Origin of the sequence: Polaromonas potterensis (genome assembly GCF_033446725.1) — a bacterium.
Classification (GTDB): Bacteria; Pseudomonadota; Gammaproteobacteria; order Burkholderiales; family Burkholderiaceae_C; genus Polaromonas.
Window position 1 is genome coordinate 571689 of record NZ_JAWQLX010000002.1, and the last position, 18206, is coordinate 589894.

17 protein-coding genes are annotated in these 18206 nt (G+C 61.6%); 8 read left to right on the top strand and 9 right to left on the bottom strand.

Going from position 1 to position 18206, the window contains the following annotated elements; translation table 11 throughout:
* Positions 1–65: 65 nt before the first annotated feature.
* From garL to R6254_RS05895, 7 genes are all read right to left on the bottom strand, one after another.
* Positions 66–848, bottom strand: a complete 783-nt coding sequence (gene garL, locus R6254_RS05865; RefSeq protein WP_318405131.1) for a 2-dehydro-3-deoxyglucarate aldolase — start codon at positions 846–848, stop codon at positions 66–68.
* 45 nt (positions 849–893) lie between these two features.
* Positions 894–2468 carry a galactarate dehydratase gene (gene garD / locus R6254_RS05870; protein ID WP_318405132.1) on the bottom strand — a complete coding sequence of 525 codons (1575 nt, stop codon included), beginning with the start codon at positions 2466–2468 and terminating at the stop codon, positions 894–896.
* Between the two features lie 31 nt (positions 2469–2499).
* On the bottom strand, positions 2500–3789 hold the full coding sequence (locus R6254_RS05875; protein WP_318405134.1) for a TRAP transporter large permease: 1290 nt from the start codon (positions 3787–3789) through the stop codon (positions 2500–2502).
* On the bottom strand, positions 3780–4268 hold the full coding sequence (locus tag R6254_RS05880) for a TRAP transporter small permease (protein ID WP_318405135.1): 489 nt from the start codon (positions 4266–4268) through the stop codon (positions 3780–3782). The genes R6254_RS05875 and R6254_RS05880 overlap by 10 nt, the downstream gene beginning before the upstream one ends.
* Positions 4269–4369: 101 nt before the next feature.
* Positions 4370–5344, bottom strand: a complete 975-nt coding sequence (locus R6254_RS05885) for a TRAP transporter substrate-binding protein (protein ID WP_318405137.1) — start codon at positions 5342–5344, stop codon at positions 4370–4372.
* Positions 5345–5393: 49 nt separating this feature from the next.
* Complete coding sequence (locus R6254_RS05890) at positions 5394–6287, bottom strand: SMP-30/gluconolactonase/LRE family protein (RefSeq protein ID WP_318405138.1); 894 nt, start codon at positions 6285–6287, stop codon at positions 5394–5396.
* Between the two features lie 4 nt (positions 6288–6291).
* Positions 6292–7101, bottom strand: a complete 810-nt coding sequence (locus R6254_RS05895) for an NAD-dependent epimerase/dehydratase family protein (protein WP_318405140.1) — start codon at positions 7099–7101, stop codon at positions 6292–6294.
* Between the two features lie 186 nt (positions 7102–7287).
* Between R6254_RS05895 and R6254_RS05900 the strand changes: the two genes are divergently transcribed.
* The 3 genes from R6254_RS05900 to R6254_RS05910 all read left to right on the top strand — a co-directional run bounded on the left by R6254_RS05900 (position 7288) and on the right by R6254_RS05910 (position 10339).
* Entirely contained in the window at positions 7288–8052 is a 765-nt protein-coding gene (locus R6254_RS05900) for a FadR/GntR family transcriptional regulator (protein WP_318405142.1), read from the top strand.
* 261 nt (positions 8053–8313) lie between these two features.
* Positions 8314–9306, top strand: a complete 993-nt coding sequence (locus R6254_RS05905; protein ID WP_318405144.1) for a Bug family tripartite tricarboxylate transporter substrate binding protein — start codon at positions 8314–8316, stop codon at positions 9304–9306.
* Positions 9299–10339: a Gfo/Idh/MocA family protein gene (locus tag R6254_RS05910; protein WP_318405146.1), complete on the top strand. Its 1041-nt coding sequence runs from the start codon at positions 9299–9301 to the stop codon at positions 10337–10339. Before R6254_RS05905 ends, R6254_RS05910 begins: the two co-directional genes overlap by 8 nt.
* A gap of 112 nt (positions 10340–10451) precedes the next feature.
* Here the strand turns inward: R6254_RS05910 and R6254_RS05915 are convergent, their stop codons facing one another.
* Both R6254_RS05915 and R6254_RS05920 read right to left on the bottom strand, forming a co-directional pair.
* Positions 10452–11384, bottom strand: coding sequence for an RCC1 domain-containing protein (locus tag R6254_RS05915; RefSeq protein ID WP_318405147.1), 933 nt, complete (start codon positions 11382–11384; stop codon positions 10452–10454).
* A 53-nt stretch (positions 11385–11437) separates the two neighbouring features.
* The gene (locus R6254_RS05920; protein ID WP_318405149.1) at positions 11438–12307 is read right to left on the bottom strand and encodes an amidohydrolase family protein; all 870 of its coding nucleotides are present in this window, start codon (positions 12305–12307) and stop codon (positions 11438–11440) included.
* 125 nt (positions 12308–12432) lie between these two features.
* Between R6254_RS05920 and R6254_RS05925 the strand changes: the two genes are divergently transcribed.
* From R6254_RS05925 to R6254_RS05945, 5 genes are all read left to right on the top strand, one after another.
* Positions 12433–13227 carry a crotonase/enoyl-CoA hydratase family protein gene (locus R6254_RS05925; RefSeq protein ID WP_318405151.1) on the top strand — a complete coding sequence of 265 codons (795 nt, stop codon included), beginning with the start codon at positions 12433–12435 and terminating at the stop codon, positions 13225–13227.
* Positions 13228–13246: 19 nt separating this feature from the next.
* Positions 13247–15139: a feruloyl-CoA synthase gene (locus R6254_RS05930; protein ID WP_318405153.1), complete on the top strand. Its 1893-nt coding sequence runs from the start codon at positions 13247–13249 to the stop codon at positions 15137–15139.
* Positions 15136–15900, top strand: a complete 765-nt coding sequence (locus R6254_RS05935; RefSeq protein ID WP_318405155.1) for an SDR family NAD(P)-dependent oxidoreductase — start codon at positions 15136–15138, stop codon at positions 15898–15900. Before R6254_RS05930 ends, R6254_RS05935 begins: the two co-directional genes overlap by 4 nt.
* A 37-nt stretch (positions 15901–15937) precedes the next feature.
* Entirely contained in the window at positions 15938–17077 is a 1140-nt protein-coding gene (locus R6254_RS05940) for an ABC transporter substrate-binding protein (RefSeq protein ID WP_318405156.1), read from the top strand.
* A gap of 87 nt (positions 17078–17164) precedes the next feature.
* Positions 17165–18205: a branched-chain amino acid ABC transporter permease gene (locus R6254_RS05945; protein WP_318405158.1), complete on the top strand. Its 1041-nt coding sequence runs from the start codon at positions 17165–17167 to the stop codon at positions 18203–18205.
* Position 18206: the final 1 nt, after the last annotated feature.

The following is an 18206-nucleotide window of genomic DNA, read 5'->3' on the forward strand; positions in this document are numbered from 1 at the left end:
TCATGACCCGCGACTCAGAAGGCGGGTGCATGGATCCCGGATCAGGTCCGGGATGACAGGAAAAATCAGCTCGTGTATTTGTCGTGCAAGGCCTGCGTGGCCGCGCGGAACACGCCCAGATCGCTGCCGACGCCGACAAAGGTGGCGCCCATTTCCATGTAGCGGCGTGCATCGGCTTCCACCGGTGCCAGGATGCCAACCGGCTTGCCGTGGGCCTTGGCATCAGCAAAGATGCTGACCATGGCCGCCTGCACTTCCGGGTGGCCGGCATTGCCCAGGTGGCCATAACCCGCCGCCAGGTCCGAAGGGCCGATAAAGATGCAGTCGATGCCGTCCAGCGCGGCAATGTCACGCGTGGCGGCCACGCCGGCGCGGCTCTCGATCTGCACCATCACGCAGATGTGCTCGTTGATGGACTTGAAATACTCGGGCACCGTGCCGTAACGGTTGCTGCGCTGGGACACCGACACGCCGCGTATGCCCTGCGGCGGGTAACGCGTGGCTGAGACCGCGCTGGCCGCCTGCTCGGCGCTTTCAACAAAAGGAATCAGGAAGTTGTAAAAACCGGCATCCAGCAGGCGCTTGAGCTCGACCGAGTTGTTGGAGCTGGGACGAACCACGGGCGCACTCTTGCTGTCCTTGAGCGCCATCAGCTGCGGAATGTAGGTGGCCATGTCGTTGGGCGAATGTTCGCCGTCCAGCAAAATCCAGTCAAAACCGGCCACACCCAGCACCTCGGTGGTGATGGCATTGGACAGCGAGGACCAGCAGCCAATCAGCTTCTTGCCGGCCAGCAGGTCGCGCTTGAAGGTATTGGGAAAGGATTGGTAAGGTGTGGCTTGTGTCATGGGGTCTCGCTTGAAAAAATGATCTAAAAAGTGCGTGTACGGGGTTCAGGTGATAGGTGCCGGGTTGAACAGCACCAGGGCGTTGTGCAGCTTCCAGTGTTCAGCCCAGGTTTTTTTGCGGCCACTTGCAACTTCCAGCATCAGGTGGAACAGCTCCCAGCCCACGTCTTCGATGCTGGCCTCGCCGTCGGCAATACGGCCGGCGTTGATGTCCATCAGGTCGTGCCAACGCCTGGCCAGATCGCTGCGTGTGGCCACCTTGATCACCGGCACTTCGGCCAGGCCATACGGCGTGCCGCGGCCTGTGGTGAAGACATGCAGGTTCATACCAGCAGCCACTTGCAAGGTGCCGCAAATAAAATCGCTGGCCGGCGTGGCGGCGTAAGTCAGGCCTTTTTGCTTGAGCTTTTCGCCGGGTGCCAACACACCAGTGATAGGCGCTGTGCCCGACTTGACGATGGAGCCCATGGCTTTTTCGACGATGTTGGACAAGCCGCCTTTTTTGTTGCCGGGCGTGGTGTTGGCGCTGCGATCGACCAGGCCTTTTTGCAGATAAGCGTCGTACCAGGCCATTTCGCGGATCATGGCCTGCGCCACTTCCGGGCTGCTGGCGCGTGCGGTCAACTGGTCAATGCCGTCACGCACTTCGGTGGTTTCGGAAAACATCACACTGGCGCCGGCGCGCACCAACAAATCGGTGGCAAAACCGACGGCCGGGTTGGCGGTCACGCCGGAGAACGCATCACTGCCGCCGCATTGCACACCGACCACCAGCTCGCTGGCCGGCACGGTTTCGCGGCGTCGTGCATCGAGCTTTTCCAGGTGCAAAACGGCCGCCTGCATGATGGAGTCGATCATGGACATGAAACCGACATGGTGTTCCGACTGCAGGCAGACCACGTCCAGCACGGCGTCGGCACTGATGCCCACATCGGCCACATTGCGTTCATCCACAATCTGGATCGTGCCTGGCGGCAGCAGGCGCTCGGGCTGCAACTTTTCGCAGCCCAGGCTGACCACCATCACTTCGCCACCAAAGTTGGGGTTCAGCGTGATGTTGCGCAAGGTACGTATCGGGATGATGGCGTCGGGCGCATCAATCGCCACGCCACATCCGTAGGTGTGCTCCAGGCCTACCACATCGTCCACATTGGGAAAACGCGGCAGCAGTTCTTCCTTGATACGTTTGACCGCAAACTCCACCACACCCGCCACACACTGCACCGTGGTGGTGATGGCCAGGATGTTGCGGCTACCGACCGAACCATCGGCATTGCGATAACCCTCGAAGGTGTAACCCTCCAGCGGCGGCAAGGGCTCAGGCCGCAGCGTCGCCATCGGCAAGCCAACGAGTTCGCGTGCGGCCGGCATCTCCAGCAGGCGCTCATGCACCCAGCTGCCAGCCGGAATGTCTTTCAGCGCATAACCGATGGGCACGTTGTAACGCAAGACCGCGCTGCCCCGGGGCAGATCAACCAGTGCCACCTTGTGGCCCTGCGGCACACGGTCACACAGCGTCAGGCCGTCGGCAAACCTGGCGCCGGGCGCCAAGCCGCCGTCGTTGGCAACGATGGCCACGTTGTCGGCCGGGTGCATGCGGATGTAAAGCGGATCGGTCATGGTTCAGTTCTCTTCGGGCGATATTCCAGGCTCACTTGTACAGAGACGGCAACCAGAGCGAAAACGCCGGCACGTAAGTCACGAGCAACAGGCAAACACCCAGTGCGCTGTAAAACGGCAAGATTGAGCGCATCACCTGGCCCACAGATATCTCGCCAATCGCGCAACCGACGAACTGCACCGATCCGACCGGCGGCGTGTTCAGGCCCAGTGCGCAGTTGATCAGCATCACGATGCCGAACTGCACCGGGTCCATGCCGAATTGCATCGCAATCGGCATGAAGATGGGCGTGCAGATCAGGATGGTTGCGGCCATGTCGAGAAAGGTGCCGAGGATGAACAGCAGCACATTGATCATCAGAAAAATGACCCAGGGCTCGCTGCTCACGGACTTCATCAGGTCGCCGGTCAATTGCGGCACCTCGTACAGTGCCATGAAATAACCGAATGCCGACGAGATACCGATCAACAGCAATACCACCCCGGTGGTCTTGCAGGCCTTGGCGCAGGCCTTGAGAAAGTTTTTCCAGGTCAAGGTCTTGTAGACCAACACCGTGATGGCCAGTGCCCAAGCCACGGCGATCGAGGCCGACTCGGTGGCGGTGAATGCCCCCGACAAGATGCCGACCAGAATGATCACCACCACCAGCAGACCCGGCAACGCTGCGCCGAAGGCGCGCATCACTACCCGCCAGCCGGGAAACGTGCCGTGGGTCGGATAACCGCGTTTGACCGCGACGTAATAGGCCGCACCGAGGTTGCACAAGGTCAGAATGATTGCGGGCACCAGACCGGCAAGAATCAGACTCAGCACGCTGACCGAGGCAATGCCCGAGGTGGCCAGCGTGAAGATGATCATGTTGTGCGAGGTCGGCATGATCGCCCCGACCAGCGAAGCGTGCGTGGTGACGTTGACCGCATAGTCGGCGTCGTAACCTTCCTTCTTCATCAGCGGGATCATCACCGAACCCATGGCCGACACGTCGGCCAGGGGCGAGCCGGCGACGCCACCAAACAGCGTGCAGCCGATCACGTTGCTCATGCCCAGGCCGCCACGTACGTGGCCGACCAGGCTGTTGGCAAAACGCACGATGCGCTCGGCGATGCCGCCGTAGAGCATCAACTCGCCGGCAAAAACGAAAAACGGGATGGCGAGGAAGGAGAACACCTGCATGCCGCCGACCATCTTCTGAAACACCACGGCGACAGGCAAGCCTGCCGCAATGATGGTGGCCACCGACGACAGGCCAATCGCAAATGCAACCGGGACGCCGATGACCAGGAGGAGCGTGAAGCTCAGGGCGAGTACGGTCAGTTCCATGCGGGCTCCACTGTTTGGCCGCGCACCAGCGCGATGATATGTTCAATCGAAAACAGCACGATCAGCACGCCGGCAATCACCAGCGGCAGGTAATCGATGCCGTCGGGGACGGGCATCATGGGTTTTTTTTCATCCCACTTGGCGACCATCCACAACCAGCCGCCTTGCACCATCAGCACGCCGAAGAGGCCAACCAGCCCGTGAATCAGGATTTCAATTCGGTGCTGCCATTTTTCAGGCAGCAGGACAACCAGGGACTCCAGGCCGATGTGGCCGGCGTCGCGCACACCGACCGCCAGGCCAAAAGCCGTGACGAACAGCACCAGCAGCAGCGCCAGATTTTCGGCCCAGGTCGGCGTGTCGTTCAAAACGTAGCGTCCAATGACTTGCCATTGAACACACAGGACGATCGCAATCAGGCCGATCACCGCCAGGATCAGGCTGAGCTTGGATAGCGCTGCGCAAAATTTTGTATACATATGATTTCTCTGCTGACCCTTGTCGCAACGCTCCCGCCAGTGGGTGAAGCGCCGCTCACCCCGGCCTTTTCAGGCGAGGATGAGGGCTTGCCAGGTGATGCTTACTTGGTATCCTGAATGGTCTTGACCAGGCGTTTCAGGTCGGGCGTGCTCATGAACTTGTCATAGACCGGACCCATCACCGACTGGAACGAGGCCTTGTCAACCTCAACGATCTGGACACCGCCCGCCTTGACCACGGCCAGCGACTTGCCTTCCTGCTCGTCCCACTTCTTGCGCTGGACCGCGACCGACTCCTTGGCCGCGCTGCGGATCATCTCCTGGTCCGCCTTGGGCAGTTTGTCCCACACCAGTTTGGACATCAGCAGCATCTCTGGCGCCATCGAGTGTTCGGTCTTGGAATAAAACTTCACGGCCTCGTAGTGCTTGGACGTATCGAACGAAGGGATGTTGTTTTCGGCAGCGTCGATCAGGCCGGTCTTCAGGCCGGTATACACCTCGCCGTAGGGCATGGGCGTTGCGTTGCCGCCCATGGCGGCAATCAGGGCCACCCACAGGTCGGACTGCTGAACGCGAATCTTCATGCCCTTCACGTCGGCCACGGTCTTGATCGGCTTCTTGGCGTAGATCGAACGTGCGCCGCTGTCGTAAAAGGCCAGGCCAATAAAACCGGCGGACTCGCAGCTCTTCAGTATCTCTTCGCCAGCAGGGCCGTCAAGCGACTTGCGCATGTGCTCGACCGAGTGGAACAGGAAGGGCATGGTCGGCACCTGCGTCTTCTGGCAAATCGCGTTCATCGGGCTGATGTTCACACGTGTGAGATCCAGCGCGCCTATCTTCACCTGGTCGATGGTTTCCTTCTCGGTGCCGAGCGCGCCCTTGTTGAAGACCTTGATTTTGTATTTGCCGCCGCTCTTTTTGTCCAGCACCTCGCTCATGTATTTGACGGCGACCACGGTCGGATAGTCGTCGGCATTGTGGATGTCGGCGGAACGGAACTCGGCGGCCAGGCCGACCAGCGGCGTCAATGCCAGGGCGGCAGTGACAGCCAGCAATGTTTTTTTAATCTTCTTCATGTCATCCTCTAGGTTGGTGGTTGAAAACTCTTCTGCTCTTCTTGCTCTTCTAATACGAACACGCGGCTTCAGGCAGTCCGCGCACGCCGGGGCGCAACGCAAACACACCACCGGCCAGCGGCTGGTCAGACAGGTCGATGCCGTCAGGGCAAATCGATGTCACGAACAGGGTGTCCAGGCCGGCGCCGCCAAAGGCGCACATGGCTGGTTTTTTCACGGGCACGGCCAGCGAGCGGTCCAGCTTGCCGTCGGGCGTGAAGCGGTGCACCAGGCCGGCATCGTTGCCGCAAATCCAGTAACAACCGTCTTCATCCACGGCCGCACCATCGGGGCGGCCCGGAAAAGAATTCATGTCGACAAAGACCCGGCGGTTGGAGGGTGTGCCGGTCACGGTGTCGTAGTCAAACGCCCAGATCAGTTGGACCGAGGGGTGGGAATCCGAGAGGTATAAGGTGCGGCCGTCAGGGCTGAAGCCCAGTCCGTTGGGTGTGATGAAGCCGTCCAGCATTTTTTGCAAGCCGCCAGGTTGGCTATAACGGTACAAGGCACCGGCGGTGGATGCCAGGCCCATGTTCATGACCATGGTGCCGGCCCAAAACCGCCCTTGCCGGTCGCAGCGGCCGTCGTTGAAACGCATGCCGGGCTGGGCATGGTCTACACCGGCCAGCAACTGGCTGCCCAACTCGCCGCCGGGCAAGGTCTGCAATTCAAAAATGCCGGTTTCCAGACCTGCCACCCAGTGGCCCGGGCGGCTGCCCTGCGCGATGCAGGCCAGCATTTCGGGCGCCCGCCAGGTGGTGATTTCGCCTGTGGCCGCTAACCAGCGGCAAAGCTGGCGGGCCGGGATATCAACCCAGTAAAGTGCTTGTTCAGCAACTTGCCAGACCGGGCTTTCGCCGGTCGCGTTGCGGCTGTCCAGCACGAGTTCGGCTTGGGCGCTCATGGCATCAATCGGCGAAAGGGCCGGCTTTGACAAAACCACCGCCCTGGAACTGGACCGCGGGGTCGCTCAGGTCGGGCGCCGGAGTGCGCGCATAAACCGCTTCGCGGAAAATATCCGAGCTGTCTTGCGGCTTGTAGCCGATATGCCGAGCCTTGCTGTTATCCCACCAGGTCACGGCGTTATTGGACATGCCGAACACAATGCTGTGGCCTAACACGGGGGTGGTCAGGCAGGCGGTGATCAGGCGGTGCAAATCGTCAAAACTCAGCCAGCTGGCCAACATGCGCCTGTCTTTGGGTTCGGCAAACGAGGAGCCAATCCGCACACAGGCGGTTTCAATGCCGTAGCGGTCGAAATAAAAACGCGACAAATCCTCGCCGAAGGCCTTGCTCAGGCCGTACATGCCGTCGGGGCGGGCCGGCGCATCGGCATCGATGGTTTCGCTCTGGCGGTAGAAGCCCGTGACATGGTTGGAGCTGGCAAACACCACGCGTTTGACGCCGTGTTTGCGCGCCGCTTCATACAAGTTGTATAGGCCCAGGATATTGGCTTGCAGGATGGGACCAAAAGGTCCTTCGACCGACACGCCGCCCAGATGAACAATCGCGTCCACGCCCTGCACCATCACATCCACCGCCGCAGCATCGGCCAGATCGGCCAGCACCACCTCTTCCTGCGCACCTGCCGCGCCCAAGTCCACCCGGTCCGACAGGCGCAAGACCGCGCAGTTGGCTTTCAGGCGCTCGCGCAAGGCCTGGCCCAAGCCGCCGGCAGCACCGGTCAACAGCAATTTTTTGTGAACCTGGATTGTCATAAGGTCTCTGTTTGAATACTTGCCGGGGTGCAATGCTGGACTTTTTTACCCAGTTTGCTACAGTGGCTTGAATTGATCAACACATCAGTCATATGTTGTCTGATGACAAAGAATTTTAATGAGCAGCCTTTACCTGTCAACATTTTTTTGATGACACCCAGGCAAACCCCTATACGAGCAAACCCGATGGAACCCAAGCCGAGCAGCCCCCTGATTGACGAAGCCCCGCGCATGCGCCGCCCGCGCGGGCTGGTGACGGAAATCGTCGAAAGCCTGGCCGCCAGCATCAAGGAAGGGCAACTCCAGCCCGGCGACAAACTGCCCACCGAGGCCGAAATCATGGTCCGTTTTGACGTCAGCCGGACCGTGGTGCGCGAATCCATTTCCAAGCTGCAGGCCTCCGGCCTGGTCGAAACGCGGCACGGCATAGGCACTTTTGTGATTCAACACCGGGAGTCCGGCAACTTCCGGATTGCCGCTGCCGACTTTGCGACGGTCGCCGATGTCATCTCGGTGCTGGAGCTGCGTATCAGCCTGGAAACCGAGGCCGCCGGCCTGGCTGCCCAGAGGCGAAGCACGGAAAATCTGGAAGCCATGGCCAAGGCCTTGCGCGCCTTCCAGGACTCCATCCATGCGGACTCCGACGCCGTGCCGCCCGACTTCCAATTTCATATGGAAGTGGCGCGCGCCACCGGCAACCGGCACTTTGCGGACTTGATGACTTACCTGGGCACCATGATCATCCCGCGCACCCGCGTGAACACGCCGCAAAGCGCGCCCGAGGGCCGGCTGAACTACCTGCAGCGTGTCAACGGCGAACATGAGAACATTTACAACGCCATCCGCAACCAGGACGCGGAAGCCGCCCGGGCCGCCATGCGCACCCATCTGTCCAACAGCCGCGAACGGCTGCGCAAAGGCCAGAACACCGAGCCCACGCCGGTTCGCTGAGCCTCAAGCGCGGGGGAAGAGGCCAATCAGGGAATTCCCCGATTGGCAGAAAATCCAGCCAAGTTGTACGATGACTGATCTATTTTGACAGTTTGTGCGATCCTTTCCCCTGCTTCTGAATCTCGAACACACACGCCCTGGACGCCAACCACAAACCGGCGCTCACCTGCACAGCCTGCGTGCGCCGATTCAGGGCCTCCCACAAAACCGTTCATACCCGCGCGCCTGCCTTTTCATCCTTAACAACAGCCTGGAGACAATATGAAACGCCGCTCACTGATTCACTCTACCCTTGCCTTTGCCGCCCCGCTCGCCCTGGGTGGCGCCATGGCGCTGCCGGCCTGGGCCCAGGACAAATGGCCTTCCAAGCCGATTAACTATGTCGTGCCCTTTCCCGCCGGTGGCACCACAGACATTCTTGCGCGCCTGATCGGACAAAAGCTGGGGCCGGTGCTGGATACCACCGTGGTGGTCGAAAACCGCGGCGGCGCCGGCGGCAGCGTGGGTTCGGAGATTGCCTCACGTGCACCGGCCGACGGCTACACCCTGCTGGGCGGCACCATCAGCTCGCATGCGATCAATGTCAGCCTCTACCCCAAACTCGGTTACGACCCGATCAAATCTTTCTCGCCGGTGACACTGATTGGCTCCAACCCGGTGGTGTTGATCGTCAAAGCGGACAGCCCTTACAAGACCTTGCAAGACGTTCTGAACGCGGCCAAGGCCAAACCCAAAACCGTCACCTCTGCCTCGGCCGGCAATGGCACTTCGCAACACATGACGCTGGAGTTGCTGGGTTTTCGCTCGGGCACGCAGTTCATCCACGTACCCTACAAAGGCAGCGGCCCGGCCATCCAGGACGTGATTGGCGGCCAGGTCGACATGATGTTTGACACCACCGTGGTGGCCGGCCCCCATATCCAGAGCGGCAAGGTACGCGCCATCGCCGTGAGTTCGGCCAAACGCCTGGAGTCGCTGCCGAACGTGCCAACCATTGCAGAGTCCGGTGTACCCGGTTTTGAAGTGGTGTCCTGGCAAGGCATTTTTGTGCCCGTCGGTGTGCCCAAACCCATCGTGGACCGTTTGCACGCTGAAACCATGAAAATCCTGCAGACCACCGAGATGCAGGACCGCCTGAAAAGCCTGGGCATGCAACCCTCCAACATGACACCGGATCAGGTTGCGACCTTCCAGAAAGCCGAGGTCGAGAAATGGGCCCAGGTCATCAAGGCGGCAGGCATCAAACTTGAATAAAAGCGTCGGCACCCGCATGCGTGTGGCCGTGGTGGGTGCGGGTCAGGCCTCGGCCCCGCATTTGCAAAGCCTGGAAGACCTGGGCGCCGAAGTGGAACTGGCCTGGGTGGTGGCGCGCAGCACCGAGCGTCTTGCCGGACTCAAGTTACCAGCCGGCACCGCCACCAGCACCCGGCTGGAAGACGTTCTCGAAGACCCGTCAGTTCAGGCGGTGCTGGTGCTGACACCGCCCAACACCCACGGCGACATCGTGCAGCGCCTGGCCCAAGCCGGCAAACATGTGCTGGTGGAAAAACCGCTGGACGTCAGCCTGGACAAGGCCGAACAGATGGTGGCCGTTTGCGAGCAACACGGTGTCAAGCTGGCCGTGATGCTGCAACACCGCATGCGCGATGCGGCCGGAACACTGGCCCAGTTGGTGGCCGGCGGCGACCTGGGCAGCCTGGTCAGCGCCTCGGCCAGCGTGCGCTGGTGGCGGCCCCAAAGTTATTACGACGAGCCCGGCCGCGGCACTTTGGCACGTGATGGCGGCGGCGTCTTGATGACACAAGCCATCCACACGCTGGACCTCTTGCTTTGCCTGACCGGCATGCCGGACAAGGTGATCGCGCTGGCCAGCACCAGCGCCCTGCATCACATGGAATGTGAAGACACCGTGGTCGCCCTGCTGCATTACGCCAACGGCGCCGTGGCCAACATCGACGCCACCACGGCGGCTTATCCTGGTTTTCCGGAACACATCGCCCTGAACTTCACCTTGGGCAGTGCCACGCTGGAAGCCGGCGAGTTACAGGCCGAACTGCTGGATGGCCAAAAAATTCACGCTGGCGAGAAACAGGCCTCGGGCTCGGGCGCCAACCTCATGGCCTTTGACCACCAGGCGCATCGCGCGGTGCTGCAGGATTTTGTGAACGCCATCCGCAGCAACACCGACCCTGCCGTGACAGGACGCTCCGCGCTGCAAGTGCACCGGCTGATCACGGCCATGATGGCCTCATCGGCAAGCGGCGCCGCCGTGTCCCTGCTGCGCTGAAGCGCTCGGGCCGGCGCGCCATTCGCTATTTTTTCGATAGCTGCTTGCGCCCGTGGGATGTGGGCTAGAGGCTTATTTTTCTTAAGAAATTCTATGGAGTGGCATGCTGGGTTCAGCGCGTTGCCGGCAGTTCAACCGGGCGCAGCGGGCGCTCGCCGAGCGCCCAGTTCCAGAGCCGCCCATCCACATCGATGGCCAGCGTGTCCTCCAGCCCGGCCGCCACCTCGGCCACACGCTGCATCACCTGGCGCGGCTGCAGTCCCTCTTGCGCGCCCCATATCCACAGGCTGCCATCGGGCCGCAGTGCCAGCGAGTGGCGGCTGCCGGTGGCGATCGCCGTCGCGCCCTCGAAGATCACACCCCAGCGTGCAGCCTTGTCGCCATGGCCGTGGCTGGCTAACGGGCCGTAGATATTGCCGCCAGTGCCCAACACCGCGCCGTCCCGGCGCAGGTACAGCGCATGCCCTGTGTGGCCGACCACGCGCCCACCTTGCGCGGCCACGGCGGTCCAGCCCGGCGCCTGGGCCAGCTTGCCGTCACCGTATTGGCCGCGGTGCGCCAGGCCACGTGCATACACCTGCCCGTTGGGGGCGATGTAGTAGTCAGCGCCATCGCCAACCCAGGCGTGGATGGCCGCATCGGCGCTGCGGGTCCACTCGCCGGCGCCCGTCCTGCGTTGCCACAGGCTGCCGTCACAACGGATCGCCAGCAGTCCGCTGTCGCCGGCCGACAGCAGCGCAACCTTGTCAAGCAGCGGCTCAGGCTCGACCCGCGCTGATCCCAGCGTCCAAGCCAGCGCGTTCTGCTGCATATCGATCGCATAGCCACGCGACTTGCCCACCGCCACATGGCTCGCCCCTTCAAGCACCAGCCGCGGACGCCGGCTGCCTTGCCATTCAAAAACGCGGCCGTCAATCAGTGCGAGTTTGTGTTCGTAATAGCCCGCCAGCCGCGTGCGGCGCAACATCGCGGCCGCACCAGCTTCCGAAACCTGCGCACACGTACCAGCGTCAGGCGAGGCCAAGGCCGGCGATGAAGCCGTCATGACGCAGGCCCCTGCCAGTCCCAGCAGTGCGACCCACCGCTTCAGGCCTGCAATCAATCCTGCCCCAACCCCAACAGCCGCATCGCATTGCCCTTCAGGATGCCAGGCATCACCTCCGGCTTGAAACCCGCATCTTCAAAATCTTTCATCCAGCGGTCCGGTGTGATCAGCGGGTAGTCGCTGCCGAATAACACGCGGTCCTTCAGCAAGGTGTTGGCGTATTGCACCAGTTGCTTGGGGAAATATTTGGGGCTCCAGCCCGACAGGTCAATCCAGACATTGGGCTTGTGCGTGGCCACACTCAGGGCTTCGTCCTGCCAGGGAAAGCTGGGGTGCGCCATGACGATCTGCATGTCGGGGAAATCGATGGCCACGTCGTCCAGGTGCATGGGGTTGGAATACTCCAGCCGCAGGCCGCCGCCGCAACGCATGCCGCTGCCAATGCCGCTATGGCCGGTGTGGAAAATCGCCGGCAGTTTGTAGGCGTTGATCACCTCGTAAATCGGCCAGGCCATCTTGTCGTAGGGGTGGAAGCCTTGCACCGTCGGATGAAACTTGAAACCCTTGACGCCGTACTCCTTGATCAGGCGTTCGGCTTCACGCGCGCCCATCTTGCCTTTGTGCGGATCGATGCTGGCGAAAGCCATCATCATGTCGCTGTTTTTCTGCGCGGCTTCGGCAATTTCTTCGTTAGGAATACGGCGCCGGCCGAGTTTGGATTCGCTGTCCACCGTGAACATGATCAGGCCGATCTTGCGTTCGCGGTAATAAGCAATGGTTTCTTCAATCGTGGGCCGGCGGCTGTTTTTAAAGTATTTGTCGGCGGCACGGTCGTACTCCTCGCCATAGTTGTCAAACGGGTTCCAGCAACTCACTTCGGCGTGGGTGTGCATGTCAATGGCGATGAGGTTTTTGTAGTCCATGGTGTTTTGGGGCAAGTTCGGTGTCTTCCGCATACATGCGGGTTAACACCGAGAAATAAGGTCTGAAAATCGATTGAATTGGTTATTGTTTATAACAATAATTCAGTCACTTTGCAAACCTCACCATGACTTCCAAAACCCCATCCAAAGATATCCAGCTTGACTTTCGCGGCGACGACCAGGAGGTCGCCGTGGTTCGCCTGAACCGCGCCGCCAAACGCAACGCCCTCAACGACGGCCTGATCCTGGCCCTGCGCGATTTATTCGAAAACCTGCCCGCCACCGTGCGCGCGGCCGTGATTCATGGCGACGGCGGGCACTTCTGCGCCGGCCTGGATCTGAGCGAATTGCAAGAGCGCGACGCCGGCCAGGGCATGCACCACTCCCGCATGTGGCACGCGGCGCTGGAGCGTGTGCAGTTCGGCCCGGTGCCGGTGATTGCGGCCCTGCACGGCGCCGTGGTTGGCGGCGGCCTGGAGCTGGCCAGCGCCTGCCATATCCGCGTGGCCGATGAATCCACGTTTTACGCCTTGCCCGAAGGTTCGCGCGGCATTTTTGTCGGTGGTGGCGGCTCGGTGCGTATTCCCAAACTGATAGGTGTGGCGCGCATGACCGACATGATGCTGACCGGCCGCGTCTACAACGCCGAAGACGGCGAACGCGCCGGTTTTGCCCAGTACCTGGTGCCGGAAGGCCAGGCTTTTGACAAAGCCCTGGAACTGGCCCTGCGGGTCGCGCAAAACGCCCCCTTGACCAACTACGCCCTGATGCACGCCTTGCCCCGGATTGCAGAACAACCGGCCGACCAGGGTTACCTGACCGAATCGCTGATGGCGGCGATTGCGCAAAGCGCACCGGAAGCCAAACAACGGGTCCGCGCCTTCCTCGAAGGCAAGGCCAACAAAGTCAAGACCGTCTGAAGCACAGAAAAACAAGAACATGAGCGAGACAACATCTACTTCTTCCCCGCGTTACCGTCCGCTGGAATTCGGCGTCACACGTGTGGCCCTTCGCGATGGCGACAACGGTATTCGTTACCTCCAGGCCGATCAGCCGCTGACGGCTTATGCGGAACGCATGACCGACCGCTTTTTGCACTGGGCGCAAACCGTGCCCGAGCGCACCTTCCTGGCGCGCCGTGTCAAAAATGTCGATGGCAGTCTGGGCGACTGGCGCCACCTCAGCTACGGCGAGGCGCTGGTGCAGGCCCGCGCTGTCGGCCAGGCCTTGCTGAACCGCGGCCTGAACGCCGAACGCCCGGTGGTGATCCTCAGCGAAAACAGCATTGAACACGCACAACTGGCGCTGGGCTGTCTCTACGCTGGCATTCCCTATTGCCCGGCCTCCCCGGCCTACAGCGTGGTCAGCTTGGACTACGACAAGTTGCGGCATATTTTCAAAACTTTGACCCCGGGCCTGATCTTCGCCAGCGACACCGCGCGTTATGGCAAAGCCATCCAGGCCACGGCCAACCCCGGTGTTGAAGTCGTTTTGTGTGAAGGGTCGCTGGACGGCCTGTCGGGCCTTTCAAGCACGCCTTTCGCCTCGCTGCTGGCCACCACCCCGACGGCGCAAGTGGATGCCGCCTTGCAGGCGACCGGGCCGGACACCATCACCAAGTTTTTGTTCACCTCGGGCTCCACCAAGATGCCCAAGGCCGTGATCAACACCCACCGCATGTGGTGCGCCAACCAGCAGCAAATGCGGCAATCGATGCCGGTGCTGACCGAAACGCCGCCCGTGCTGGTTGACTGGCTGCCCTGGAACCACACCTTCGGCGGCAACCACAACGTCGGCTTGACGATTTACAACGGCGGCACCTTGTACATCGACGACGGCAAACCCACACCGGCGCTGATGGGCGAGACCCTGCGCAACCTGCGCGAAGTGGCGCCCACCTTGTACTTCAATGTGCCCACCGGTTTCGAGGCCATCGCCAACGCGATGAAAACCGACGCGCAGTTGCGCCAGACCCTGCTGTCACGCGTGAAGATGTTTTTTTACTCGGGCGCCGCATTGGCGCAACCGATCTGGGACAGCCTGCACGCCACCCAGGAAGCCGAGGTCGGCGAACGCATTGTCATGGGGACCGGCCTGGGCATGACGGAGTCCGCGCCGTTTGCGGTATTTGTGACCAGCCCCAATGTGAAGGCCGGCGACATCGGTGTGCCCACGCCGGGCGTGGAGCTCAAGCTGGTGCCTACCGACGGCAAAACCGAGGTGCGTTACCGCGGACCCAACATCACGCCGGGTTATTGGCGTTCGCCCGAAGCCACGCAGGAAGCTTTTGACGAAGAAGGTTTTTTCTGCACCGGCGACGCGGTCAAATGGATTGATGAACACAACATCCACCAGGGCCTGAAGTTCGACGGCCGTATTGCCGAAGATTTCAAACTCGCCACCGGTACCTTTGTGAGTGTCGGCCCGCTGCGCGCAAAAATCATCGCGGCCGGTGCGCCCTACATCCAGGATGCGGTGCTGACCGGCATCAACCTCAAGGAAGTCGGCGCCCTGATTTTTCCCACCGCTGCCGTGCGATCACTGGCCGGACTGCCTGCCGAGGCTAGCCTCCAGCAAGTCCTGGAAAGTGCGCCCGTGCAGGCATATTTCCAGAAAGTGCTGAATCAGCTCGCCGCCACCGCCACCGGCAGCGCCAACCGCATAACGCGCCTGCACCTGATGCACGAGCCACCGTCCATCGACAAGGGCGAGGTCACGGACAAAGGTTCGATCAACCAGCGCGCCGTGCTCAAACACCGCGAAACACTGGCCCATACGCTGCATGAAGGCAGCCTGCCTTTCACCCTCCAAGCACAAGGAACCCTCACATGAACATCCAGGGACACACGGCCATCGTCACCGGCGGCGCCTCCGGCCTCGGCGAGGCCACGGCGCGTGAGCTTGCCCGCCTGGGCGCCAAGGTCGCCTTGTTCGACGTCAACCTGGCCCTGGCCGAAAAAGTCGCAGCCGAGATAGGCGGCATCGCCTGCCACTGCGACATCACCAACACCGACAGCGTGACAGCGGCCCTCGCCCAGGCGAGCGCGGCCCACGGGCCGGCACGCATCCTCATGAATATCGCCGGCATAGGCAGTGCCAAACGCGTGGTGCAAAAAGACGGCTCGGCCGCACCACTGGAAGACTTTGCCAAAGTCATCAACGTCAACCTGATCGGCAGCTACAACATCAGCCGGCTGTTTGCGGCCGAATGCGTGAAACTGGCGCCGCTGGAAGACGGCGAACGCGGCGTGATGATGTTCACCGCCTCGGTGGCCGCGTTTGACGGCCAGGTCGGCCAGCAGGCCTACAGCGCCTCCAAAGGCGGGCTGGTCGGCATGACCCTGCCCATGGCCCGCGACCTGGCACAACACGGCATTCGTGTCTGCACCGTCGCACCCGGCCTGTTCGCCACACCCTTGATGAAGCAATTGCCGGAAGCCGTTCAGCAATCCCTGGCGGCCTCCATTCCCTTCCCCTCGCGCCTGGGCAAACCCGAGGAGTTTGCCCAGTTGGCGGCCCACATCGTGACCAACACCCACCTCAACGGCGAAGTCATCCGCCTTGACGGCGCGCTGCGCATGGCGCCGCGCTGAGGCCTTCTTTCTTCATCCACCCGCAGGAGACATTCCCATGACATTCAAAAAAACAATCATCACCGCCGCCGTGGCCATGCTGGCCGCTGGCAGCGCCCTGGCCGATATCAGCATTGGTGTGAGCCTGCCCTTGACGGGACCGACCTCCGCGTTGGGCATCCCGATCAAAAATGCCATCGCGCAATGGCCCACCAGCATAGGCGGCGAAAAACTCAACGTCATCATTCTTGACGACGCCACCGACCCGACCAATGCCACCAAAAACGCCCGTCGTTTTGTGACCGACGACAAGGTGGATATCCTGATGGGTTCGGCCGCCACGCCACCAGCCAACGCCGTTGCCGCCGTCGCTTCTGAAAGCGGCACCATGCACCTGACTTTCGCCCCCATCGACGTGTCCACGGCCAAGTCGCCCTGGTCCTACAACATGCCGCAGTCCACCCTGGTGATGTCGCATGCCATCGTTGCGCACATGAAGAAAACCGGCGTCAAGACCGTTGGTTTCATCGGTTACGCCGATGCGTATGGTGAGCTGTTCCTGCGCGACATGAAGGTCAAGATGGCCGGCACCGACATCAAGTTTGTGTCCGAAGAACGTTTTGCGCGCACCGACACCAGCGTCACCGGCCAGGCCCTGAAGGTCACCGCGGGCAACCCCGACGCGATCCTGATCGTCGCCTCGGGCAGCGGCGCGGCCATGCCGCACAAGGCGCTGATCGAACGTGGCTACAAGGGCAAGATTTACCAGACCCATGGCGCAGCCTCCCGCGACCTGATGCGGGTCGGCGGCAAGGACGTGGAAGGTGCGTTTGTGGTCGCCGGTCCGGGTGTGGTGGCCGAACAGTTGCCGGCCGATCACCCGAGCAAAAAGGTCGCGATGGCCCACGTGATCGCCTGGGAAAAAGTCTACGGCCCCAACAGCCGCAACCCCTTCGCCGGCCACGCTTACGACGCCTCCGTGGTGCTGCAGAAAATCATTCCCGTGGCACTCAAGACCGCCAAGCCGGGCACCAAGGAGTTCCGCGCCGCCCTCAAGGCCGCCCTGGAAAACGCCGGCCCGATTGCGCTGTTCCATGGCACCGTCAACTACACCGCCAGCAACCACGCGGGTTACACCGATGACACCGGCGTGATCATGCAGATCGTGAACGGCGACTGGAAATTGCAGCCTAAGTAAACGCTGCATTTCTACGGTTCTCCCGGGCCGGACCGCAGACACGCGGTTCGGCCCGAACAGGTTTCACGGGCACCCCTGAAGGTTTTTATGGATTTTTCAATTGCCAGCATTCTGCTGGTTGACGGCCTGACCAATGGCGCGATTTACGCGCTGCTGGGCCTGGCCACGGTACTGGTGTTTGCCGTCACGCGGGTGATCTTTATTCCGCAAGGCGAGTTTGTGACTTATGGCGCGCTCACCTTGGCCATTTTGCAAACCGGCAAGGTGCCGGGCACCATCTGGCTGCTGCTGCTGCTGGCCGGCCTGGCCGCGCTGGCCGAGGCCTGGCACACCTGGAAAAGGCACCAACAAGCCCTGGGCGCTCTGCGCGCCGGGCTCAAGGTGCTGGTGATGCCGGTGGTGGTGGCGCTGGTCACACTGTGGGCCGCGCCCCAGCAGTTCTCCTTGCTGGTGCAAGCCCTGCTCTCGGTCTGTATCGTGACCTGTTTCGGGCCGCTGGTCTACCGCCTGGCCTACCAGTCGCTGGCCGATGCCAGCTCGCTGGTGCTGTTGATTGTGTCGGTCGGCGTGCACTTTGCACTGACCGGTCTGGGCCTGGTTTTTTTTGGCGCCGAAGGTTTTCGCAACCCGCCATTCTGGGATGCACGTTTCAGCCTGGGTGCGGTCAACCTGTCCGGCCAGGCCGTGATCATCGCGCTGGCGTCGATGGCGCTGATTGTGTTGTTGTGGCTGTTTTTTGAGCGCACCTTGTACGGCAAGGCCTTGCGTGCCACCGCCGTGAACCGTCTGGGCGCCCGCCTCATGGGTATCTCGTCGCAAACCGCGGGCCAGTTGACCCTGGCCATGGCGGCCCTGATAGGTGCGCTCTCGGGCCTGCTGATAGGCCCCACCACCACGATTTTTTACGACTCGGGCTTTTTGATCGGCCTGAAAGGTTTTGTGGCCGCGGTGATTGGCGGCCTGGCGAGTTACCCGGGCGCGGCCATAGGTGCCTTGCTGGTCGGGGTGATCGAGGCCTTTGGTTCCTTCTGGGCCAGTGCTTTCAAGGAAGTCATTGTTTTCACGCTGATCCTGCCGGTGCTCTTGTGGCGTTCGCTCACCAGCGGCCATTCGGACGAGGAGCACTGAC